Annotated in this window: 20 protein-coding genes; 2 read left to right on the plus strand and 18 right to left on the minus strand. The window is 44.5% G+C overall.

What is annotated here, in order from left to right; all coding sequences use genetic code 11:
* Positions 1-93 precede the first annotated feature (93 nt).
* The 8 genes from ACGHAV_RS10865 to guaB form a co-directional block, all read right to left on the minus strand.
* Positions 94-825: a sulfite oxidase heme-binding subunit YedZ gene (locus ACGHAV_RS10865; protein ID WP_390380252.1), complete on the minus strand. Its 732-nt coding sequence runs from the start codon at positions 823-825 to the stop codon at positions 94-96.
* On the minus strand, positions 788-1,639 hold the full coding sequence (gene msrP, locus ACGHAV_RS10870) for a protein-methionine-sulfoxide reductase catalytic subunit MsrP (protein WP_390380255.1): 852 nt from the start codon (positions 1,637-1,639) through the stop codon (positions 788-790). Before msrP ends, ACGHAV_RS10865 begins: the two co-directional genes overlap by 38 nt.
* Positions 1,639-2,337: a c-type cytochrome gene (locus tag ACGHAV_RS10875; protein WP_390380258.1), complete on the minus strand. Its 699-nt coding sequence runs from the start codon at positions 2,335-2,337 to the stop codon at positions 1,639-1,641. The genes msrP and ACGHAV_RS10875 overlap by 1 nt, the downstream gene beginning before the upstream one ends.
* A gap of 15 nt (positions 2,338-2,352) precedes the next feature.
* On the minus strand, positions 2,353-2,667 hold the full coding sequence (locus ACGHAV_RS10880) for a plastocyanin/azurin family copper-binding protein (RefSeq protein ID WP_390380261.1): 315 nt from the start codon (positions 2,665-2,667) through the stop codon (positions 2,353-2,355).
* A 10-nt stretch (positions 2,668-2,677) separates the two neighbouring features.
* Complete coding sequence (locus ACGHAV_RS10885) at positions 2,678-3,700, minus strand: cytochrome-c peroxidase (RefSeq protein WP_390380264.1); 1,023 nt, start codon at positions 3,698-3,700, stop codon at positions 2,678-2,680.
* Positions 3,697-5,313, minus strand: coding sequence for a methyl-accepting chemotaxis protein (locus ACGHAV_RS10890; protein WP_390380267.1), 1,617 nt, complete (start codon positions 5,311-5,313; stop codon positions 3,697-3,699). Before ACGHAV_RS10890 ends, ACGHAV_RS10885 begins: the two co-directional genes overlap by 4 nt.
* Before the next feature lie 287 nt (positions 5,314-5,600).
* On the minus strand, positions 5,601-7,178 hold the full coding sequence (gene guaA, locus ACGHAV_RS10895; RefSeq protein ID WP_390380270.1) for a glutamine-hydrolyzing GMP synthase: 1,578 nt from the start codon (positions 7,176-7,178) through the stop codon (positions 5,601-5,603).
* A 169-nt stretch (positions 7,179-7,347) separates the two neighbouring features.
* The gene (gene guaB / locus ACGHAV_RS10900) at positions 7,348-8,817 is read right to left on the minus strand and encodes an IMP dehydrogenase (RefSeq protein ID WP_390380272.1); all 1,470 of its coding nucleotides are present in this window, start codon (positions 8,815-8,817) and stop codon (positions 7,348-7,350) included.
* Positions 8,818-8,917: 100 nt separating this feature from the next.
* Here guaB and xseA point away from each other — a divergent pair, with 100 nt between their 5' ends.
* Together xseA and ACGHAV_RS10910 are read left to right on the plus strand one after the other, a co-directional pair.
* Complete coding sequence (xseA, locus tag ACGHAV_RS10905) at positions 8,918-10,270, plus strand: exodeoxyribonuclease VII large subunit (protein WP_390380275.1); 1,353 nt, start codon at positions 8,918-8,920, stop codon at positions 10,268-10,270.
* Between the two features lie 65 nt (positions 10,271-10,335).
* Positions 10,336-11,331 (plus strand): hypothetical protein, encoded by a 996-nt coding sequence (locus ACGHAV_RS10910; protein WP_390380278.1) that lies wholly within the window; start codon positions 10,336-10,338, stop codon positions 11,329-11,331.
* Here the strand turns inward: ACGHAV_RS10910 and ACGHAV_RS10915 are convergent.
* The 10 genes from ACGHAV_RS10915 to ndk all read right to left on the minus strand — a co-directional run bounded on the left by ACGHAV_RS10915 (position 11,328) and on the right by ndk (position 22,782).
* Positions 11,328-11,549, minus strand: coding sequence for a hypothetical protein (locus ACGHAV_RS10915; protein ID WP_390380281.1), 222 nt, complete (start codon positions 11,547-11,549; stop codon positions 11,328-11,330). The genes ACGHAV_RS10910 and ACGHAV_RS10915 overlap by 4 nt on opposite strands.
* 766 nt (positions 11,550-12,315) lie before the next feature.
* Positions 12,316-13,761, minus strand: a complete 1,446-nt coding sequence (gene der, locus ACGHAV_RS10920; protein ID WP_390380284.1) for a ribosome biogenesis GTPase Der — start codon at positions 13,759-13,761, stop codon at positions 12,316-12,318.
* Positions 13,762-14,103: 342 nt separating this feature from the next.
* On the minus strand, positions 14,104-15,363 hold the full coding sequence (bamB, locus tag ACGHAV_RS10925; RefSeq protein ID WP_390380287.1) for an outer membrane protein assembly factor BamB: 1,260 nt from the start codon (positions 15,361-15,363) through the stop codon (positions 14,104-14,106).
* Between the two features lie 44 nt (positions 15,364-15,407).
* Positions 15,408-16,028, minus strand: a complete 621-nt coding sequence (locus tag ACGHAV_RS10930; protein ID WP_390380291.1) for a YfgM family protein — start codon at positions 16,026-16,028, stop codon at positions 15,408-15,410.
* A 12-nt stretch (positions 16,029-16,040) separates the two neighbouring features.
* Positions 16,041-17,324: a histidine--tRNA ligase gene (gene hisS, locus ACGHAV_RS10935; RefSeq protein ID WP_390380294.1), complete on the minus strand. Its 1,284-nt coding sequence runs from the start codon at positions 17,322-17,324 to the stop codon at positions 16,041-16,043.
* Positions 17,325-17,406: 82 nt separating this feature from the next.
* On the minus strand, positions 17,407-18,525 hold the full coding sequence (gene ispG / locus ACGHAV_RS10940; protein WP_390380297.1) for a flavodoxin-dependent (E)-4-hydroxy-3-methylbut-2-enyl-diphosphate synthase: 1,119 nt from the start codon (positions 18,523-18,525) through the stop codon (positions 17,407-17,409).
* Positions 18,526-18,534: 9 nt separating this feature from the next.
* Positions 18,535-19,587: a RodZ domain-containing protein gene (locus ACGHAV_RS10945; protein WP_390380299.1), complete on the minus strand. Its 1,053-nt coding sequence runs from the start codon at positions 19,585-19,587 to the stop codon at positions 18,535-18,537.
* Positions 19,588-19,593: 6 nt separating this feature from the next.
* On the minus strand, positions 19,594-20,775 hold the full coding sequence (gene pilW, locus ACGHAV_RS10950; RefSeq protein WP_390380302.1) for a type IV pilus biogenesis/stability protein PilW: 1,182 nt from the start codon (positions 20,773-20,775) through the stop codon (positions 19,594-19,596).
* Positions 20,776-20,799: 24 nt separating this feature from the next.
* Positions 20,800-21,918 carry a bifunctional tRNA (adenosine(37)-C2)-methyltransferase TrmG/ribosomal RNA large subunit methyltransferase RlmN gene (locus ACGHAV_RS10955; protein ID WP_390380305.1) on the minus strand — a complete coding sequence of 373 codons (1,119 nt, stop codon included), beginning with the start codon at positions 21,916-21,918 and terminating at the stop codon, positions 20,800-20,802.
* Between the two features lie 432 nt (positions 21,919-22,350).
* Complete coding sequence (gene ndk, locus ACGHAV_RS10960) at positions 22,351-22,782, minus strand: nucleoside-diphosphate kinase (RefSeq protein WP_012519000.1); 432 nt, start codon at positions 22,780-22,782, stop codon at positions 22,351-22,353.
* Between the last annotated feature and the right edge of the window lie 29 nt (positions 22,783-22,811).

Here is a 22,811-nt window from a genome sequence, read left to right on the forward strand (position 1 = left end):
ACGATGTATCACCATTAGATGATCTTTTTGTGACAGCCCTGTTACACGTAAGGTATAAAATTAAATACCAATATATGTAAATTCATACGAATACTATCGCTTGGCAACCATTCCATCGTCATAAACGTTGGCACGTACCTTACGCCAGTTAAACCAAACCCGGTGCAACAGTAAAACCAGCGATAGCACAACCCAATACACTACGGCGCTTTCTCCTCTTTTTTCCTCTAACGCATAGTGCAATAGAATAAGTAACGTTAGCGGATAGATACTTCGGTGTAGTACGCGCCAATTTTTTTTCAGCTTTTTCTGAACGATATCAGGACTTGTTAACGCCAAAAGCGTAAGCACTAGGAAGCTTAACCATCCAATTGCAACAACAGGCCTTTGCTGCGCATCCCAAACTATTTCACCGAAAAACCAATCCAATTCGAGCCACAGGTAAATAAGCATGTGTATCAATGCGAAGTGAGTACTAACAACACCTAAACTTCGACGCAATTTTATAAGCCAATTCCAGTCACTTAATCGCTTTCCGAAATGCGCCTTTAAATATTGACATAAAATGACGCACCAGCGCCTTAAAGGCGTTATTGCCAGCACAATAAAAAAATATATTAACGAATATTGACCGGAGAGCGACATCATCGTTTGGTAGGTGTTTGGTAAATCGGCATAAAAACAATAGATGAGGTATAGCGTTAGAAAAAAAGCCGAAAGGTAAATAATAATTCGAATTGCACTGACATGCGGTGCAGCGTTGTACCAAACACGTTTAGCTTCATTATCAGGCGTATAGGGCCGCGACATCGCTTTCAAAGCCATTGTACATGAGTGTTTTTCTTTTTCTCTTTTCACCTAGCAGTAACTCTCTACGCTGACTCCACCTTGGATGTGGTTGATTAGGGTTTACGTTGCCAAGAAAGTCATACTCTGACGGTACTGCTTGTTGCCACGACCCCACTGGCTGATTTTGTGTCAGCTCAATTCGGGTAATGGCTTTAATGCTTTTGTAACCATATTTCCACGGCACAACAAGACGAATGGGGGCACCGTTTTGCTTGGTGAGTGGTTTATCGTACATTTTTGTGGCGAGCATTGTGAGCGGATGCATTGCTTCATCGAGTCTTAATCCCTCAACATAAGGCCACGGAAAATTACCCGTTCGCTGCATTGGCATCTCATCTGGTCGAAAAACGCTGTAAAACTTAACGTATTTTGCATTTTCATTAGGTTCTACCATCGACAATACATCTCGAAGCATTACGCCTTGCCAAGGAATAACTGCTGTCCACCCCTCAACGCATCGCATGGGATAAGTACGCGACACATCATCAGGCAAAATAGAGAGTTCCACTTGAATTGGCTTTTTTACTTCGCCATCTATGGTTAACGTCCAAGGTGACACCGAAAACGCTTTCGCTAAATGATGAATCATCTGTTTATTGCTGGAAAATTCGTAATAGTTACAGTAGGTAGTTGCCCGCTTCTCGGACGTAACAGAAATTTCAGAAGCACCTCTAGCAGGCGAAACTAGTCCACCTGCAACAAGACCACATGCGATAGCTTGCTTTATTAACAGGCGGCGAGATTTGTATATCGCCTCATCGGTTACAGGAAAACGCGTAAACCGTTTCATTACTTTCTCAGCGTCACGATATAATCTACAACATGGCCAATCTCTTCTTGAGTAAGTTGGTCGCCCCAAGGAGGCATCTGACCAGAGCGTTTCATCCCCTCACCGCCTTTCGTTACGATATCAATTAAATACGCTTTCGGCAGGCGCGATAATGTTAAATTAAAAGGTGGTGGTGATTTTATAATTTTGCTCATTCGCCCATCACCCTGGCCTGAAGCGCCATGGCAAAGCACACAACGTGTTTCATAAATATCACGCCCGGCAAATATAGACTGTTCAGACGGCGATGCGTTAACAGAAGCTAACAAACTCAAGCCTTTATCTGTGTCTTCTTTTAACAGCATAAGAAAGTCGACTACGCTCTCTAACTCTGTCCACGAAAGTTCTGCGCCCATTGGAGGCATATAGTCAGAAATGCTATCAAGGGACGCACCGTGTGTGACGATATTCTGTATTTCTTGCTCATTGCGCTGTCTAATACGTTGAAGCAAATTGGTATTGGGGTATCCCTTTAGCTTCATCGGCAGTATACCTTCCCCCATTGCTTGTGAGCCATGACACAAAACGCAGCGCTGTTGATAAACCTTTGCACCAATCTGAGTTGATGGGGTTGTATCCTCGGCACGCACCGTACTTAACAAACATAGGAATAATATGAGCAATACAACAACAGCATGCTTGAGAGAGCTGGCGTTCATGAGCATAGTCCTTTTTTATTCTTTCACATGTATGACCATTTTCATGGACGGATGAATCGCACACTCAACCTCAACTTCACCTGCGGCATCGAATTGAATGTCACGGTGCTCTCCTTTCGGGAACGAACCTAAGTCAAACAAGGCCGCATCAGAAAGCGAAAAGACGTTGTGAAAAAAGTCATCTTCATTTAAGAAGCGAACTGTATCACCAACCGAAATTTCGACTTCTTTAACGGTAAAAGCCTTGTCCTTTTGTCCAACAACAACCGGTTCGTTTGCAAATAGCGTAGTGCTTGTAAAAAACAACATTAAAGAGAATATCAGTTTCATAAATACCGCCTTATAGTGGAAGAATTGGTAAAACAAATTCTTTTCGTGGTGTAGTTAACGACTCCATAAATGCAACAAGATCTAACTTTTCTTGCTCTGTCAGGTTCAGTGCTTTCATGTTTGGCGATAGATTGTCTTTAACGACCCCGCCTTTTGCGTAGTGCTCTACAACTTCATCAAGCGTATTGGCGCTTCCATCATGAAAATAAGGGGCAGAAAGAGTTATATCGCGAATTGTTGGTGTTTTAAATGCGCCCTTCATAAGCTTTAGCGGCCGCTGTGTATACCTTCCTAAGTCTGGATTTTCGTTTCCATAAGACGCTAAACCTAAGTTATGAAAACCATTATCTGTGAAATTAGGCGCACTGTGGCACACCGCGCAATTTCCTTTCTTAGGATCAACAAACACCTTAAACCCGCGTATTTGTTGTTCGGTTAGCGCATTCTTGTCGCCCCTTACCCATGCATCAAATGGCGAATTCCTGCTAACTACCGTGCGCTCAAACGAGGCAAGGGCTTTCGCTATTTGCTCCACACCAATTTCATCACTGCCAAATGCGTTTTTGAAATGTTGTTGATAGTCAGAGCTTTTCAAGAACTGCACAAGCTTGGGTATATCCATATTCATTTCGGCAGAGTTGCGCATTGGTCCTATGGACTGATCTTCAAGGGTTTGCTCGCGTCCGTCCCACATTTGAATGTCGTTATATGCGGTATTGGTAATGACAGGTGATGCACGTCCAAGCACCATGCTTTTATGGCCTCTAGCCGTTGCTTGCCCATCGGACCATCCAAATAACGGAGAATGGCATGTGCCACACGACATGTTCCCATCACCGCTCAAACGAGGGTCGAAAAAGAGCATTTTTCCCAACTCAATTTTTTCTTTGGTTAACGGATTATCATCCGGTGTCGGAACTTCGGCAGGAAGTAACCATTCTTTAAGTGATGGATGACCTGCTTCAAAAACGTATTCTTCGGCTAGAAGGTTGGTGGATATCAACACGCATAATGCACACAAAAGGGTTTTCACGTTGCATCTCCCGTTATCTTGAAATAAGAAACAAGCGACTGCAGCCTGCTTGACGATTGTGCCAAACTATCTGAAAGGCCTTCCATATCGGCTACAGACAGTGTAGTGGAATCTATGACTTCCTTGAGCTTTTCCATCGCTTCAATGATGGCGCGCGTCTCGTTGAGTTGTTGATCGCCTATGTTTGATGCTTCTTCAATGCGCCCTTCGCTGCTTCGAATAAGCGATTCAGCATTCAAAATATTCTCAAGCGTCGACTCAAATTCCTGCTCTTGCTCGGAAACTTTTGTACTGGTCTCATTCATTTGAGACACCATTTCTGACACGCTCGAGGTAAGTTGCTGCGCCAATGCTGCAATTTCGTCAACCGAGTCGTTAGAGCGTGATGCAAGGCTTCTTACTTCATCCGCTACAACAGCGAAACCTCTGCCACTTTCGCCCGCTCGCGCAGCTTCGATAGCAGCATTGAGCGCAAGTAAATTAGTTTGCTCAGAAATAGCCGCAATATTTTCAGAAATTGATGTAATATTTTGTACTGCAAGCCCCATTTGCTCTGCGCATTGATTTGATACGTTGATAGATGTAATCACTTCGGCGATATTGCTTTTTGTCACTTGGGCTTGCTGAAGGGCTTCGAGAGCCTTTTTACTCGCATCAGCACTCATGGTTTTTACTGTGTGTAATTCATCCGCTGTTTTCTCACTCAACGATATATTGGTTTGTGCACTTTCATCTATCCGTTGGTAAGTTGATGTGAGCGCTGTTACCCTTGCGATAGAATTTTCAGTTGCCTGTTTCACTACTTCGGCGTCACTATTTAGCCCTTTGGCTCGCTTTGATATTTGTTGTACGGTCTTTTCAATTTTAGATAATGTTACGGCAATCGAGTCATTCACCTCACCAATTTCACATTTACTGCGCTTTTCAACGCGACTAGTTAAATCCCCCTCACTGAATTTAGCCAGCACTGTACGCACATAATGAAGCCTATCCTTCAATGTTTTGCCGAAGTAAAGTGCAATTCCAAGTGATGCCAAAGCGCCTATCAATGAAAAAGTAACAAGAGAGTACATAAGTTTTGTATTCTGGGATGCATTTGCATTTTTTAGCTCAGTCAGTTTTTCAGACTCTCTTTTTACTAGCGACAAACTTATTTTTTCAAGCTCAGAGATAAGTGGCTTCATTTCGTTTGCAGTGTTCATTGCTTCTGCATCTGCATTGCGCTTCGCCTTTCCGATAACCTGCATTTGACGAGGTTTTATTTCGTCAAATAGCGCTCGCATACGCTGCAAACTACTATCATTGCCAAGCGCCTCTTTTAGATTTGTTAACTCTTCTTCTACTGTAGAGGTAGCTTTGATAGTTGCAATAGCACTGGCGCGTATGTCACCAGGAGTGGATGCAGCTATTAAAGATTTTACTTCCGCATTAAGCGCTAAATTGGCGACCATAAAAGACAGTGACATATCCTGACGGCTTTTCAGTTCGTCAATAGCTTGCTGTAGTGATTCGCTTTGAGAAAGGAGTGTGTTTGATGCTAAACCCACAATGGAAAGGCATACCAATATTGGCACCGCGCCAACAAGGTATAGTTTAAACTGCCAACTTGCCATGTTTTGGTTTCGAAACATCCTGTCAATTCTTCTTAAGTTTAACTATTAAATACTCTTAACAGAAGAATAGTAGAGTTCAGAAATCGCGCAAATTTACAAACAAGTAAATTGTTAATAGTGAGAGGGGTTTAACAATATAACCAGGCTAAATGGGTTCTTTAGCATTCGTCATTGCTGAGATTAATGACTATCGCCTAATATATTAAATTTTTTTAATCAAAGTAAATTAGTCAATTAAAAAAGGAAGCACTATTGCTTCCTTTTTATGAGCTAATGAAACGTGAGTATTACTCCCACTCAATCGTTGCCGGTGGCTTACCAGAAATATCGTAAACCACGCGGCTAATGCCGTCTATTTCATTGATAATACGGTTCGACACCTTGCCTAAGAAATCGTAAGGCAAGTGCGCCCAATGCGCCGTCATAAAGTCGATGGTTTCAACTGCTCGCAAGCTAACTACCCAGTCGTATTTGCGCGCATCACCCATAACACCTACAGAGCGAACTGGCAGGAATACGGTGAATGCTTGGCTTACTTTTTGGTAAAGATCTGCGGCATACAGCTCTTCAATGAAAATAGCATCAGCACGGCGAAGTAAATCGCAATACTCTTTCTTAATCTCACCTAATACACGTACACCAAGACCTGGCCCAGGGAATGGATGGCGATATAGCATGTCGTAAGGCAAACCTAGCTCAAGACCAATCTTGCGTACTTCATCTTTAAATAGTTCGCGAAGAGGCTCAACAAGACCAAGTTCCATGTCTTCTGGCAGACCGCCCACGTTGTGGTGCGATTTAATTACATGCGCTTTACCCGTTGCAGAACCTGCAGATTCTATTACATCTGGATAAATAGTGCCTTGCGCTAGCCATTTCGCGTTCTCACATTTGCTGGCTTCTTCGTCAAATACGCGAACAAACTCGTTACCTATCGCTTTGCGCTTGAGCTCAGGATCTTCAATACCTTTTAGGCGATCTAAGAATCGGTCTTCAGCGTCAACACGAATAATGTTAAGCCCGAAATGATCGCCGAACATTTCCATTACTTGGTCAGCTTCATTTAAACGCAATAGACCGTTGTCTACGAACACACAAGTAAGCTTGTCACCAATTGCACGATGAAGAAGCATAGCTGTTACTGATGAATCTACGCCGCCAGAAAGGCCTAGGATAACTTCTTCATCACCCACTTTCTCTTTAATACGCTCAATAGCATCGTCAATAATAGCACCAGCAGTCCAAAGCTTTTCACACTTACAAATATCCATAATGAAATGGGTAAGTAAGCGCATGCCTTGACGTGTGTGAGTTACTTCAGGGTGGAATTGTACGCCATAGAACTGTTTTTCTTCGTTGTACATTGCCGCGTGCGGGCACGATGGCGTTTGTGCAATTGTTTCAAACCCATCGGGTATAGATGCTACTTTATCGCCGTGGCTCATCCATACGTCTAGAAGCGCACCGCCATTGTCGCTGATGGCATCTTCTATTTTGTCTAATAGTGGACTTGGCTTAATAACTTCAACTTGTGCATAACCAAACTCACGCTTGTCAGAACCTTGTACTGCGCCGCCTAGTTGCTCAGCCATAGTTTGCATTCCGTAGCACACACCAAGGACGGGTACGCCCGCTTCAAAAACGTATTGAGGAGCACGTGGAGAGCCCGCTTCGGTTACCGATTCTGGACCACCTGATAAAATAATGCCTTGAGGATTAAATTCGCGAATTTGCTCTTCGGTCACATCCCAAGCCCAAAGCTCACAGTAAACGCCAATTTCGCGAACACGACGCGCTATTAACTGCGTGTATTGCGAGCCAAAATCCAAAATAAGTATGCGTTGAGCGTGTATGTTTAAACTCATAAAAAGCCTTTTTCTCTTTCCAACCACTGTGCAACATGTCGCTAAACAGCGAGGGCAAAGTGTTTGTAAACAACCTGTCCGAGGCATGAATGCCGGGGCCAAGCTCCCAAGGATGGGTTTACAGCGTGGTTTTATAAAACACTATCACCACGCTGAGCGGTAACTCGCCTTAACCTAAACGGTAGTTTGGCGCTTCTTTGGTTATGCTTACATCGTGCACGTGACTCTCGCCCATGCCGGCTGCCGTTACACGTACAAACTGAGCTTTATTGTTAAGCTCTTCAATTGTTGCGCAACCCGTCAAGCCCATCGCCGAGCGCAAGCCGCCCATTTGTTGATGGATGATGTTCGCAATTGGGCCTTTGTATGCAACGCGTCCTTCAATACCTTCAGGTACTAATTTCTCCGCGTTATCAGATTCTTGAAAATAACGGTCAGATGAACCATGGCTTTGATCCATTGCACCTAGTGAGCCCATACCGCGGTAAGACTTGTAGTAACGACCTTGGAAAAGCTCCACTTCCCCAGGCGCCTCTTCTGTTCCGGCTAGCATGCTGCCTACCATTACGCAGCTTGCACCAGCGGCAAGTGCTTTCGCAATATCGCCAGAGAAACGAATACCGCCATCTGCAATAACAGGAATATCAGTATCTTTTAGCGCTTCAACCGCATCAGATACTGCTGTAATTTGTGGCACACCACAACCGGTTACAATACGTGTGGTACAAATTGAGCCTGGACCAATACCTACTTTAACCGCGTCAACGCCAGCTTCTGCCAACGCTTTTGCTCCGTCGCCTGTTGCCACGTTACCCGCAATAATTTGTACATCTGGATAGTCAGCACGCACTTTCTTAACACGGTCGATAACACCTTGTGAGTGACCATGAGATGTGTCGATAAGCAACACATCAACACCTGCTTCAATAAGTAATGCGATACGCTCATCAGTACCTGCACCAACACTTACCGCTGCTCCTACGCGAAGGCGACCTAGCGAGTCTTTGCATGCATTAGGTTTGTTTTCCGCTTTCTGGAAGTCTTTAACGGTGATAAGACCTGTAAGCTTGAATGCATCATCTACAACAAGAATTTTTTCAATGCGGTGCTCATGCATAAGGTCTAGTACAACATCAGAGCTTGCGCCTTCTTTAACAGTAACCAAATCATCCTTACCGGTCATTACGTTACTAATAGGAAGGTTTAAGCGCTTTTCAAAACGAAGATCACGACCTGTCACAATACCGATAAGGTTGTTGTTTTCATCTGTTACAGGGAAACCTGAGTAACCAAGGCGCTTTGAAAGTGCAATAACTTCGCCAATAGTTGCGTCTTTAGAGACCGTTACAGGATCAGACACCACACCACTTTCGTACTTTTTCACTTCACGTACGTGCTTAGCTTGCTCTTCTGGCTTCATGTTTTTGTGAATGAAACCAATACCACCCTCTTGCGCTAGCGCGATAGCTAGACGGGCTTCAGAAACCGTGTCCATGGCAGCAGACACCATAGGAATATTTAACGTTACACCACGCGTTAGACGTGTTTGTAAGTTGGCTGTGTGGGGGAGGACGGTCGAGTGGCCGGGAACCAGCAACACATCGTCGAACGTCAGGGCTTCTTGGATGATACGTAGCATGCAACAACACCTATTCAGTTGAGGGTTAATTGCGGCGCAATTGTAGTGTTTTTTAGTTTTCAGGTAAACTCTAAATGTATTAAACCCAGTGATTTTTTTTATGTTTACAAATTCGCCATCTACGTCTAGACAAATTTTAACAGTTACCAAGCTAAATCGCTTAGCCAGAACCGTGCTAGAAGGTGAAATTGGCCTTATCTGGCTGTCGGCAGAAATATCCAATTTTGTTGCCGCGGCATCAGGGCATTGGTACTTCACGCTCAAAGATAATAAAGCGCAAGTTCGCGCAGCCATGTTTAAAGGTGCAAATCGCAATGTGCGTATTCGCCCGAAAGAAGGTGACAAAATATTAGTACGCGCTTCTGTGGGTTTATATGAAGCTCGTGGTGATTATCAGCTTGTGGTTGAGCACATGGAAAGCGATGGCGAAGGTGCGCTTAAACAAGCTTTTGAAGCATTGAAATTTAAGTTGAATAGCGAAGGGCTATTTGATGCAGCAAACAAGCGTCCGCTACCAGAGCATGTGAATCGTATTGGTGTTATCACATCTTCAAGCGGAGCTGCGCTTCACGATGTATTAAGCGTACTAAAACGTCGCAGCCCGCAAACAGAGGTAGTGGTATACCCTTCCATGGTTCAGGGAGACACAGCATCGCCTCAACTTATTGAAGCATTGCGCACTGCAAACCGTCGAAACGAAGTTGATGTCATTTTGCTTACGCGCGGTGGTGGCTCTCTTGAGGATTTGTGGTGTTTTAACGACGAACGTTTGGCCCGAGAAATAGCAATAAGTCATCTTCCAGTAGTAAGTGCGGTAGGTCACGAAGTTGACTTCACAATTTCAGATTTTGTTGCCGATTTACGCGCCCCTACGCCATCTGCTGCCGCTGAAATTCTAAGTCGGGACTCAAGTGCGCTTTTGCAGACATTAAATCAACAGAGGCAGCGACTTGCCAGAGTGATGACGCACTATATTGAGGCCAATAGGCAACAACTTGCGTTGAAAAAACAGCGTTTAAACGCACTTCACCCGGAAAGTAAAATTCAATATCAATGGCAGACTTTAGATCGACTTCACTTGCGCTTGCAGCATCAAATGCAACGTGTGTTAAGCGGTGCTGAAAATCGCCATCAAAAGCTAAGCGCTCGACTTTCACAGCAAAACCCTGAAGCCAAACTGGGGGCAGCAAAAGATAAGCTGGGAAATGCAACCATACGACTAACCAGTGCAATTAACACACTTATGCGCAGCAAAAAAACTGAACTTGGTACGAAGGTCGCGCTCTTACAATCGGTCAGCCCACTATCTACTCTAGCAAGAGGATATTCTATTACCTTGTTAGACAACCTACCAGTAACTAGCACGTCAGCAGTCAAGAAAGGTGAAGAGATAACGACTAAAGTGTCTGACGGTGAAATAATTAGCACTGTGAAGAAAATAAATCATAATTAGAGCAACTGAAAAAATGTCGCAAACTGAGGTGAATTAGATTGTATACAAGGAAGAAACAAGCCTTTGTGCTGACATTGCTGATGACACTTTGGTTTTGCAATGCATTCGCTTCTGAAAATGCATATGTCCATCACCCATTGGCGGTGTATTCAACTTACCCAAGCGGAACACTTAAAGCGCGGTGTGAAGCCGAAGGCAGTCAGACCTTATGCAAAGAAGACGCAGTGTCAATTGAAGACTTTGTATCGTCGTTAGAGAAATCGGAGCTATTTAAATCGTTAGCTCCTTTTGGGCAAGGAACAGACTACGAACTGCTAATTGCAAATATTGGTAACCCTCTAACTGGCGAACAATTTGCCGAATTCACACTTCAGTGGCGCGGGTTAGAAATAAACACCATATCTACCACTTGCTGTGAAACACTTCTTACTCACCAGCGCACCGCAGAAGAGCTGGTGAATGTATGGATTAACGAGATAGTAAATAGGAAACTCTTTTCAAGCGCTTTCCTCTTTTCGGCAATTCAGGCTAGTGACTACGCACAACTTTTGGTTCCTGAGCACATAGGTGAGTTTACCAAATTAGACACACAGCTTTATGCTGACCCCTTTTCTGGCGCTATAACGCGGTATACTCACGCTCAATTTGAAGACGCACTAGTTGATGTGACGGTATATCCTTTCATGGATACATTGTCTGCAAAAGAAAGTGAATTACTGCGCGAACAGCTCGACGACGATTTGGAAAGGGCCTCACGTGTTGCGATGTCTCAATCTTTGACATTAAGTCAACCTGCACCTGCAGCACCATACTCTGCCGATAACGACATACAAGGATGGCGACTATCGCTAAAAGCAGAATCAGAGACCGCACCTACCATTTACGCAACAACCTATGTGTTTAAACGGGGTGACAAGATAGTTAAAGTGGCAACCACCTTTCCCGCTCAATTCTCAGATTCAATTGCAAACGAACTTATCACTGCTATTCATGTACCAGATGAATCCATACTAATGAAAAATATTCGACAACTGCTAATAAACAGCAAGTCAGGTGGCTAGGCAAAACCTGCTTTAGACTTTGCAACCGCCTTAAACCTATTCTTGATGCGTTTGAGTTTTCTCGCTGTTGCGTTCGTTGCAGTCACTGTTCTTTTTTCTACATTTCTATTGATGACATAAACACTTGCTGTCGACTTTGTTTCGTATTTTTCGAACCAGTTGTATACCTGATCTTTTTTAAGCGCTTTCGTTCGGCGCAAATTATCACTTGTAGACATATTCAATCCCTTAACATTATCGCTTCAGCACCATTGATTCCATCAATGGACTAACTACGCGGTTGACCTTGTTTAATTCACTCTTGTAGAGAGGTGTGCAAATAAGACGCCATTGTGTGTCTAAGCGGAAATATGGGCGAGATAGCCTACAATGACGGGCTACGAGTACAATTGAGCAGTACTGCCATAGCAACTCACTAAGCTTGTTGCTAGGTAACCATTACACACAACAGTAATAATTTTCAGGCGCAGTGATGTATCGTCTCAATTATGGGAATGACTTATAAAATTACGTTACTTGTTAAATTAAGGGCGTGCCGCGAAGCGCAGCTTGTGCTTAAACTTATTTAGTGTTCTGCTTTTTTCAGACCTCTCTAGCTTTTCGCATTTCACTACCTCTTGATTAAGAAGATAGATTTCCTTGTTTTGGTTTTCCTCATATCTGTCAAACCAATTGTAAACTTGGTCTTTTTTTAACAGCTTTTTTCTAAGCATAAATTCGCTAGTGGGCATAACAATTCCTACTAATAAAAAAATTAGCGCTTCATCGTAACTGCCATGGTCACAAATAATGGCACCTGCAAAAAAGTACGAAAGCGGTGCTCTCGCACTGCCGACGATACTAGTGATTAAGACGTTTATTGAAAGCGAACACTTGGAAATTGACCTAAACTTTTCCGTTGTTCCTAAAATAACGATTGAGTAATGGGATTGGATGCAATCTCAAGGCCCTGAGTAGAAAACTCAGAGCCACATTATTGCTAAGCTACTTCTTCTCTTTGTAGTAAGACATCATTCGGCGGCGCTTGCGTTGCTGAGCAAGCGTAAGGTTATTTTTCTTGCCTTCAAATGGATTATTACCTTCGCGAAATTCGATTTTGATGGGCGTGCCCATAATTTCCAACGCTTTCCTAAAGTAATTCATCAAAAAGCGTTTGTACGAACTTGGTAAGTCGTCAACTTGGTTTCCGTGGATAACAATGACTGGAGGGTTATAGCCTCCCGCATGGGCGTATTTCATTTTAACACGGCGACCACGTACCAAAGGTGGCTGATGATCATCTTGCGCCATTTCCATAATTTGAGTAAGCAGCGCTGTATTAATACGCTTGGTCGCGCTCATGTAGGCTTCTTGTACTGACTCAAACAGGTTACCAACGCCAGAACCGTGCAATGCTGAAATGAAGTGAATTCGAGCAAAGTCTATAAAACCAAGCCGTCTGTCCATTTCACGCTTAATTTCGTCTTTCACATCGTTATTTAGCCCGTCCCACTTGTTCACGGCAACCACAAGAGAACGCCCCGAGTTCAACACGAAACCAAGCAAGCTAAGGTCTTGATCCGTAATCCCCTCTCGTGCATCAATAACAAGAAGAACAACATTTGCTTCTTCGATGGCTTGAAGAGTCTTAACTATCGAGAACTTCTCTACCGCTTCGCTAATTTTTTTACGCTTTCTCACACCCGCTGTATCTATAAGGATATACTCACGCTCGTCACGTTCCATAGGAATGTATACGCTGTCGCGTGTGGTGCCAGGCATGTCATAAACAACAACGCGCTCTTCACCTAATATTCTGTTAGTAAGCGTAGATTTACCTACATTTGGCTTACCCACAATAGCAAGCTTAATAGGTAACTCTTGAAGACGCTGTCGTTGCGACTCGGCATCTTCGTCTTCCTGTGGCTCTTCGTCCACAATCTCCATATCAGGAAATTCAGATTCAAATGGCGCTAAGGCATCTTGTAATAGCTGCGCTACACCACGGCCATGCGCGGCGGCTATTTGCTTAATGTCACCAAGGCCTAAAGAGTAAAACTCAGCACTTTCACTGTCGCCGTCGATACCATCGACTTTGTTGGCAACAACAAATACCTTCTTGTTTATACGACGAAGGTGATCGGCAATACCCTGGTCGGCAGGTAACAAACCAGCACGAGCGTCAACAAGAAACATCACCACATCGGCTTCTTCAATAGCCAAGAGTGATTGTTGCGCCATTTCCGCATCAATGCCTTCTTCATCACCCGTTATACCGCCCGTATCCACAACAATAAACTGGCGTCTATCAAATTTCGCTTGGCCATATTTACGGTCACGCGTAAGGCCGGGGTAATCAGCAACAAGCGCATCACGTGTATTAGTAAGACGGTTAAACAAGGTCGACTTGCCAACATTAGGGCGGCCAACCAAAGCAACAACGGGTAACATTTATCAGATCCTAAGGGTCATGAAAGCTAAAAAGCACAAACCGCAAGACTTAACAACCCATACAACAGTTATTGAAGCAATTACAGAGCAGGTAAAAACGCTTGCGGCTTTGAAGAATGGTGCATTATACCTTGTTCAATAGTTAATACCAATGACGTTCAGTTTTTGATTTTAAGTTTGAAGAATGTGAACATTCTTTAGGAGTAGTCCGCAAAAACAAAAAAGCGAGCCTTTATTATGGCTCGCTTTTTAATTGAACAAATATGTATTGAATAACGCAGCGTGTTAACTACCGCCTAGCTCTTTAGGTATAGCTCTTTAGGTATATCTACTTAGATATCGCTACTGAGGCATACTTACTGATGCAATGACGCCGCTTCGAGTAACAGCCACGATACGACCATCAACCTTAATTGGCGCTACATAAATGGAGTCGTCATCATCATCACCACCAACATCTAAGCGAGCAACAACTTGTCCTGTCTCTTGCTCAATCCAATGCAAGAAGCCCCAGTTATCGCCTACAACAACGTGGTCACCTATTGGTGTAGCTGCTGTTAAAGAACGTTGTTTAAGAGAGCTCTGCGACCATAGCTCAACACCGTTTCTTCTGTCTAACGCATACACGTTTGAATTGTTATCTACAACAAAAATACGGTTACCGTCGATATTCAAGTTTCTAAAAGAAGCATATTCACGCTTCCAAATTACACGACCAGAACGCAGCTCAACTGCAGCCAATGTGCCATTAAACGATACCGTGTATATGGTGCCGCCGAATAAAACTGGCGTTGTATCAATATCGACAATACGCTCTAACTCGGTCGCGCCCGTTGGCTTGGCAATGGCAGTTTCCCAAGCGAGCACACCAGAATCGATAAGGTTTACTTGAATTTTGCCCGTAGGTGTTCCAATGATGGCACCACCATTAGAGGCCACTGGGCCAGAGATACCGCGAAGTGTAAGCGGTGGCGTGTCGCCCTCATGGCGCCACACTTGCTCACCTGTTCTGGTATTAAAACCAAACAGGCTTCCAGCTCCCGTGTTTACCACTAAAATGCCTTCGTCAGCTGCTGGTGCTGCCAATATCTCGCCAGGAATACTCGCTTCCCACACAAGCTCACCGCTTTCAGCATCTAGTGCAGCAATGTAACCATTTTCTGTTCCAATGAACACATGCTTGTCAGCAACGGCAATACCACCAATACGTGCAGTTTCACCGTCTTGCCATAAACGCGTTACCGGGCTCAACATACCTTCGTTACTAAAGGTTGCAAAGTTCTTTTCCCACAAAACTTTACCTGTTTCAGGCTCCATTGCAACGACATTACCATGTCGCTCTGCGGCGTACAGTTTATTGTAGGCATATACTGGGCGCAAACGAGAAAAATAGCGGTCTACGCCGTTACCTATTTCACGCTCCCAGCTAATGGTTGGCTGAAATTTAGCATCAATAGGCTTTAATCGACGAATCTCTAGTTTTTCATCGTCAGTAAACCAGTCTTCAATTGTAGAGCAGCCTGACAGCGTTACAGAAACAGCCATGGCCATTCCTATTACGCGAGCAAATCGACCTTTTCGGCCACACGTCTTGTGAAACAAATTGCGTACCTCTTTATTATGCATGCCAATTATGTGGCTCGCGATTACTGACCAGCGGCAACAGACAAGTTGTCCAGTTTCATTTGTAATAGCGGGTTATTGGCATTTTTTTCTAACGCACTTGAATAAGCTAGGCGAGCGTCGTCAAACTTTGACTGCTTTGCATACACATCACCTTTCAATTCTGAAACTTCAGCTGAGAATGCGTCGTTTGTTACATTGCCTAGCGTAGACAACGCCGCATCAAGCTGGTTCATTTCAATTTGCACTCTTGATAGACGAAGTGAAGCAACAGCTTTCATTTCTTCGCTTTCGGCAAACGTTACAACACGGTTTAAGTGAGAAGCAGCGGCGTCTAAATCACCAGACTCAACGGCTTGCTTTGCCGCAAGAAAACTTGCAATACTTGCATAGCCACTGTCTTTATTCGCTTCAATAAACGCATCAACCTTCGCTTCGCCACCTTCAGCAGATAGAGATTCAACGGCTTCCTGATAAGCAACAGACGCAGCCTCTTTGCTGGCAAGCTGAGTCTCTGAAAAATAACGCCAGCCCCATAGACCGCCAAGACCTAGTGCTGCACCCACAATAATTGCGGTACCGTGCTCTTTCCAAAAACGCTTTATGGCTTCTACTTGTTGTTCTTCGGTTTCAAAACGTTCCATGATGTCCTCTTATTATTTTGCGCTAAGCATCTCTTGTACCTTATCGGCTAAGGTATCGAAGCTTACTGTAACTTGTTCTTGTCCATCGCGAAGTGGTTTAACACCTACCTCACGTGCTTGCATTTCATCAGAGCCCAAAAGCAACGCCAGGCGAGCGCCTGTTTTGTCTGCGCGTTTAAGCTGTTTTTTAAAGTTTCCGCCACCACAGTGCATCATTACACGAGTATCCACCAGAGTGTTACGCAAGTGCTCTGCAACTTCCAGCGCGTAAGGCTGAGCATCGTCGCCCATAGCAGTGACATAAACATCAGTAAAGCTAGTATCTTTGCCTTCATCAGTGAGAGTAGTGAGCAACAGTACCAAACGTTCGATGCCCATGGCAAAACCAACTGCAGGCGTTGCTTTACCGCCTAGCTGTTCAACAAGTCCATCATAACGACCACCCGCACATACCGTACCTTGTGCGCCAAGGCTGTCGGTTACCCATTCGAACACCGTGCGATTATAGTAATCAAGGCCGCGAACCAAGCGCGGGTTTATCTCAAATTCAATACCCGCTTGCGTTAGGCGAGAGCACAATGTTTCAAAATGAACTTTAGATTCTTCGTCAAGATGGTCGATAAGCGCTGGCGCGTCTTCGATTGCCGCCTGAACGTCTGGATTTTTGCTGTCTAGAACGCGCAGTGGGTTGGTTTCGAGGCGACGTAACGAGTCTTCGTCAAGCTTATCAGCGCGCGCTTTCAGGAACTCTACTAGCGTGTCACGATACGCGGCGCGCGCTTCGTTAGAACCTAACGTATTTATTTGAAGCTTTATATGTTTTTCAATGCCAAATGCTTTCCAAAAGCGCGCACTCAACATGATGACTTCTAGGTCGATATCTGGCCCATCCATACCGTAAGTTTCAACACCAAACTGGTGAAACTGACGATAGCGACCTTTTTGCGGACGTTCATGGCGGAACATAGGACCCATGTACCACAAACGTTGCTGTTGGTTATACAACAGACCGTGCTCATTACCCGCGCGTACACAGCTTGCTGTACCTTCTGGGCGAAGCGTTAAGCTGTCACCATTGCGGTCTTCAAATGTGTACATTTCTTTTTCAACGATATCGGTAACTTCACCGATAGAACGCTTAAATAAATCTGTGCTTTCAACAATGGGCGTGCGTATCTCTTGGTAGCCGTAGCTCGCCACAACCTGACGGAGTACAGATTCTACCTTTTGCCATGTGCCGGAAATCTCCGGTAGGCAGTCATTCATGCCTCGAATTGCCTGAATAGTCTTAGCCACGTGAAATTCTCATACTGCTAAATAGTGAAAAGCCCCGCATTATAGGGGCTTTGGAAGTAAACAACAATGAACAAAAAGCGGCTTAGTCTTTAACAGAAACCTGAATTTTATTTTCTTCGCTCATACGAGCGGCTTTGGCGCGGATTTTTGCTTCAAGCTTATCTACTAGGTCATCATTCGGAAGGCGCTCTTTCACACGCTTACCATCTTCATAAAGACCGCTCATGTTGCGTGCACCGGTTAAGCCTAAGTCCGACACTTCAGCTTCGCCAGGCCCATTTACAACACAACCGATGATAGACACGTCCATAGGTGTCAGAATATCTTCTAAACGTTGTTCTAGCGCGTTTACTGTGCCAATAACATCAAACTCTTGTCGTGAACAGCTTGGGCACGCAATAAAGTTAATACCGCGCGAGCGAATACGTAGCGACTTAAGAATATCAAAACCTACTTTGATTTCTTCAACAGGATCTGCGGCAAGTGAAACGCGCAGCGTATCACCGATACCCTCTGCTAGAAGCATGCCCAAACCTACCGCACTTTTGACTGCTCCAGCACGCTGACCGCCAGCTTCGGTAATACCTAAATGTAGAGGCTGATCAATTTCCTTTGCCAGTAATCGATATGCGCCAACGGCAAGAAAAACATCAGATGCTTTAACGCTTACTTTAAACTGGTCAAAGTTGAGCTTATCTAGAATGTCAACATGGCGCATGGCCGACTCTACAAGCGCCTCAGGTGTAGGCTCGCCGTACTTTTCTTGTAAATCTTTCTCTAGTGACCCGCCATTTACACCTATGCGAATAGGAATATTTTTATCCTTTGCACAATCGACAACAGAGCGAACGCGCTCCATATTGCCAATGTTTCCTGGATTAATCCTAAGGCAGTCAACACCATATTCAGCTACTTTAAGCGCGATGCGATAATCAAAGTGAATGTCAGCCACCAAAGGCACACTCACTTGCTTTTTAATTTCTTTAAATGCTTCTGCCGCTTCCATGGTAGGCACTGAAACACGCACAATTTCACCACCCACAGCCACGATTCGGTTTATTTGATCAACCGTAGCCGCCACATCTGTGGTACGTGTATTAGTCATTGATTGAACAGCAATGGGAGCCCCATCGCCTATTGGAACATTACCTACATTGATACGCGTCGACTTTCTGCGCTTGATAGGACTTTCTGCAAACATCTAATTAACCTACATAGGAAGTGTAAAGCGCGCTGTTCTACCGTTTTGGTAAGAAGAAATATCAACAGCATCGCCATTTACTGATATACGCACATTATCCGGTGCGCCGAGCGTAACTTCAACCGGAGGTACGCCCTGAATTTCCATAATTCGCCCTTTTTGCTTAACGCCATATGCAATAGCTTCTCCCGTAGCATCAGTAATATTTACCCAACAATCATCATCAAAGGTAAATGTCATCGATACAGGTGCGGCATTACTCGTTAAATTAATGTCAGGAGAGTTGGCGGTTGACGCAACAAGTTCGGTTAAATTGTTACTGTCGTTTACAGCCGTGTCTGGTGCTGATATAGCGCCATCATCAAGGTTACCCTCTTGAGTAAAACCACTCTGTGAAAGCGCGTCTTCTTCTGGTGTCTCGTTGTCTTGCTGCACAGGCTGACTGGTCTGTTGTGGCTGCGTAGTTGATGGTAGCGTTAATTCATCATTAGACATGCTTTCAGAATCAGTTAACGTTGATGCGCTTTCTTGCGAGGTAACGGTACCAGTGATTTTTTCTGGAATAGGGGTATTCGCAGCTTCTTCCATCACCGCATCGGGAAGCGACACATCACTCACAGCATCATCACCAGGCTGTTGATACCACCAGGCCACTACCCCCGCAATTATTAACAGGAGGATCACGTAAGTCACCATCATCCATCTGTCGTCGTGTGTCTGTTTTGCGACACGTTTCGAAAAACTTTGCAGTTTATCCGACGACGGTACTGACTTTTGATTATGGAAGCGCTCGAATGCTTCAATAACGTCTTGCGAATTCATATTTACCTGCTTTGCGTAGTTTCTTACGTAGCCCTTGGTAAACGTTATCGAGGCGTTATTATCCAATTTATCGTTTTCTAAATCGTTGATTTGCTGAACTTTTAAAAACAGCTTATCCGCAATTTCTTGTTGCGAGAGGCCCAACGCCTCGCGGCGCGCCTTTAGCATGGCACCTGGACTTGGCGTGCTTTCGTTTTGTTGCGAATCTACGTCTTGTTTCGCTTGTTCTTCTGACACCATTAAACCTTATTCCTCCTGCATACTAGGTGGTACTAACCAAAGCGACTGACCAGCAATAATAGCGCCAGTATTTCCTAGGTTATTCCACTCTTGCAGTGTTGCCATCTTAATATTGTGCAATAACGAAATACGATATAAGTTTTCGCCCGGTTTTACTACATGGATTTTTGGTGTTTCAGCTGATAATTCATTACTTTGCGCTTTAGCATTATTACTTTTACTCGCTTTTGCGTTAACGCTAGCGGTGTTTTCGGCACTCGTACTTGCCTGACGCACAGTGCGCTCAATACCAGTGTCATTTGCCTTAGGCTGTGCAGTTCTTGGCTCAGGTAGTGATTTATCCATGGCTGGCGTGTTTGAGGGGGCTGCGTTGTCGCTATTTTTTACCACTTTAATAACTCGGTTGGGAGACGCCGCACTCTCCTTTTCGAAACGTGCCGTTAATGGATTATCGGGAAACAATGACTGCATCATTTCACCGTAGCCTTTTGCAGTTTCTAAATCGCCCTGCCCTTTCGCAATTTCGTAGGCAAGCCATAAAGAGTCGGGAGAAACTCGCGCAACTTTCTCATATTGCTTTAACGTTTGCTTAGCCAAATCCCATTGCTCGGAAACCGTGTACAGCTGAGTAAGAAGATATAAGCTTTTTGCTCTGGCAGGTTGATGCTTTAACGCTTCCTTGAAGTAATTCGTTGCCTCTTCAAGATTACCTTGGCTTTGTGCACAAAGTGCTAAGTTTTCGTAAGTCTGCGCAGCGTTAGCATACAGTCGGTTATTTATGGCATCGAAGAAGTAAGCTTTTGCGTCTTCATACTGTCCGTTTTGGCATTTAAAAGCGCCGTAACTGTTTGCTATATCACCATTATTAGGTGCCAAGTCTATGGCTGCCTCGTAAAACTCTTCAGCTCGCTGGTTGTCGCCCACTAACTGATAGTAATACGCCATAGCGTATTGAACGTCAGCAGAACGCGGGTCGAAAGCAAGTGCTTTGTCGAGGTTCTTTTTGGCTTGAGAATAATTGTTGTTTTGAAGGTAGGTAAGCCCAAGCGACATTCGCGTTTTAGCAGCTTCTTCGCGGTCGAAGTTACTGCCATAGCTGCCGGCTTGGTTGTTACTAACACAACCTGACGCCACTAGCGCAGCGCCAAGTAAACAAATCCTTAGTGAAGAACGCAATCCTGTTCGCATAGACTTACCCTAATATCTTGATGATTATTGGGCCATTTTTACTGAAATTGCTTCGCCCTTCATCTGTTTTTTTAATAATCTTTTTGTTCTATCGACAACATCACCCACTAATTGGCCGCATGCAGCGTCAATATCGTCGCCTCGCGTTTTACGAACAACGGTGGTAAACCCATATTCCATAAGCACTTTTGCGAATCTATCGATGCGTGAGTTACTTGAACAGGTATACGGTGAACCTGGGTATGGGTTAAATGGTATTAAATTTATCTTACTAGGAGTATCTTTTAATACTTTAGCAAGCTGATGCGCCTGTTCAGTGCTGTCGTTTATGTTCGATAGCATTACATATTCTACCGTAACACGACCTTGGTTCGCTTTCGACTTCGCCAAGTAACGACGAACACCTGCTAAGAACGCTTCGATGTTGTACTTTTTGTTTACTGGCACTATCTCATCTCGAAGCTCATCTGTTGGTGCGTGAAGAGAAATGGCTAACGCCACGTCAATTTGGTCGCCCAACATATCAAGCGCAGGTACAACGCCAGATGTACTTAAAGTAACGCGACGCTTTGATAAACCAAAACCAAAGTCGTCTAGCATAATGTCCATTGCCGGCACAACGTTTTTAAGGTTCAGCAATGGCTCACCCATACCCATCATTACCACGTTAGTAATTGGGCGTTTGCTTGAATCTTTCGATAGACCAAGGAAGGTAGCAACGCGCCATACCTGACCAATAATTTCACTGACGCTTAGGTTACGGTTGAAGCCCTGCTGTGCAGTTGAGCAAAAGGTGCACTCTAGTGCACAACCCACTTGCGAAGAAACGCAAAGCGTTGCGCGATCAGTTTCAGGGATCCACACCGACTCTACTTCTTGGCCGCCTTCTAGTGTAAGCGCGAACTTGATAGTGCCATCACTGGCTTCTTGGAAATAAGCAATTTCAGGCGCTTTTATCTCGCAATTTTCAATAAGCATGGCACGCAACTTTTTATTGAGGTTACTCATTTCTTCGAAATCGCTGATACCGTGCTGGTAAATCCACTTCATTACCTGGTCGGCACGAAACGGCTTCTCGCCCATTTCCTTAAAGAAATTGCGCAAGCCTTCGCGATTAAGATTTAATAAGTTCGTTTTTGCCATGAATTGAATGACCCTTTAACCTTGAGGGGCGCCCCTCATACTGCTGAATATGATGTAAAAACCAGCGAATTGACCAAGCCTTAACCCAATAAAGAAAAGCCTTGAAGAAGATAAAAATCACTGACTAAAAATTGCGCGGATTCTACCACAGAAGAGAATAGAGAAAAAGCCGATTTAACGAAGAGCAAGGTTAAGTTTGGCAATGCGCGAGAAGCGTAGTTTAGCATGCCTAAATGAGCGCCGAGCAAAGCAGCATAACGCCTGCGCTTTTTTCTTAGTGACTGAGCGCGTGTTAGGCAATGCGCGAGAAGCATAGTTTAGTATGCCTAAATGAGCGCCGAGCAAAGCAGCATAACGCGTGCTCAGACACTAAGGGAGGCTTAGAAACGAAAAACGGGGCCCTTAGGCCCCGTCTTTACTGCTTACACAATCTTAGCGAGTGCGTGGGCAGATTTCTTCTTCAGAGAAGAAGTAAGCAATTTCACGTGCTGCTGACTCAGGAGCGTCAGAACCGTGCACTGCGTTTTCGTCGATTGACGCAGCGTAGTCTGAACGTAGTGTACCTGCAGCCGCATCAGCTGGGTTAGTTGCGCCCATGATTTCACGGTTAGCTAGAACAGCGTTTTCGCCTTCTAGTACTTGCACCATAACTGGGCCAGATGTCATGAAGTCTACAAGTGCGCCGAAGAACGGACGCTCTTTGTGTTCTGCATAGAAACCTTCTGCTTGCTCTTTGCTCATGTGGATCATCTTAGATGCCACGATGCGAAGACCTGCAGATTCGAAACGGTTGTAGATTGCACCGATTACGTTTTTAGCTACCGCATCAGGCTTGATAATCGAAAAAGTACGCTCAAGAGCCATGTTTTCTCTCCAAACAAATAGTATTTATC

It is taken from the genome of Alteromonas sp. MTD1 (assembly GCF_042848195.1).
Classification (GTDB): domain Bacteria; phylum Pseudomonadota; class Gammaproteobacteria; order Enterobacterales; family Alteromonadaceae; genus Alteromonas.

What these genes read in the sequence shown, in the direction of transcription:
- ACGHAV_RS10865 (WP_390380252.1), bottom strand. Translation starts at nt 825, where the DNA reads ATGGCTTTGAAAGCGATGTCGCGGCCCTATACGCCTGATAATGAAGCT.
- msrP (WP_390380255.1), bottom strand. Translation starts at nt 1,639, where the DNA reads ATGAAACGGTTTACGCGTTTTCCTGTAACCGATGAGGCGATATACAAA.
- ACGHAV_RS10875 (WP_390380258.1), bottom strand. Translation starts at nt 2,337, where the DNA reads ATGAACGCCAGCTCTCTCAAGCATGCTGTTGTTGTATTGCTCATATTA.
- ACGHAV_RS10880 (WP_390380261.1), bottom strand. Translation starts at nt 2,667, where the DNA reads ATGAAACTGATATTCTCTTTAATGTTGTTTTTTACAAGCACTACGCTA.
- ACGHAV_RS10890 (WP_390380267.1), bottom strand. Translation starts at nt 5,313, where the DNA reads ATGGCAAGTTGGCAGTTTAAACTATACCTTGTTGGCGCGGTGCCAATA.
- guaA (WP_390380270.1), bottom strand. Translation starts at nt 7,178, where the DNA reads ATGAGTTTAAACATACACGCTCAACGCATACTTATTTTGGATTTTGGC.
- guaB (WP_390380272.1), bottom strand. Translation starts at nt 8,817, where the DNA reads ATGCTACGTATCATCCAAGAAGCCCTGACGTTCGACGATGTGTTGCTG.
- xseA (WP_390380275.1), top strand. Translation starts at nt 8,918, where the DNA reads ATGTTTACAAATTCGCCATCTACGTCTAGACAAATTTTAACAGTTACC.
- ACGHAV_RS10915 (WP_390380281.1), bottom strand. Translation starts at nt 11,549, where the DNA reads ATGTCTACAAGTGATAATTTGCGCCGAACGAAAGCGCTTAAAAAAGAT.
- der (WP_390380284.1), bottom strand. Translation starts at nt 13,761, where the DNA reads ATGTTACCCGTTGTTGCTTTGGTTGGCCGCCCTAATGTTGGCAAGTCG.
- ACGHAV_RS10930 (WP_390380291.1), bottom strand. Translation starts at nt 16,028, where the DNA reads ATGGAACGTTTTGAAACCGAAGAACAACAAGTAGAAGCCATAAAGCGT.
- ispG (WP_390380297.1), bottom strand. Translation starts at nt 18,525, where the DNA reads ATGTTTGCAGAAAGTCCTATCAAGCGCAGAAAGTCGACGCGTATCAAT.
- ACGHAV_RS10945 (WP_390380299.1), bottom strand. Translation starts at nt 19,587, where the DNA reads ATGGTGTCAGAAGAACAAGCGAAACAAGACGTAGATTCGCAACAAAAC.
- pilW (WP_390380302.1), bottom strand. Translation starts at nt 20,775, where the DNA reads ATGCGAACAGGATTGCGTTCTTCACTAAGGATTTGTTTACTTGGCGCT.
- ACGHAV_RS10955 (WP_390380305.1), bottom strand. Translation starts at nt 21,918, where the DNA reads ATGGCAAAAACGAACTTATTAAATCTTAATCGCGAAGGCTTGCGCAAT.
- ndk (WP_012519000.1), bottom strand. Translation starts at nt 22,782, where the DNA reads ATGGCTCTTGAGCGTACTTTTTCGATTATCAAGCCTGATGCGGTAGCT.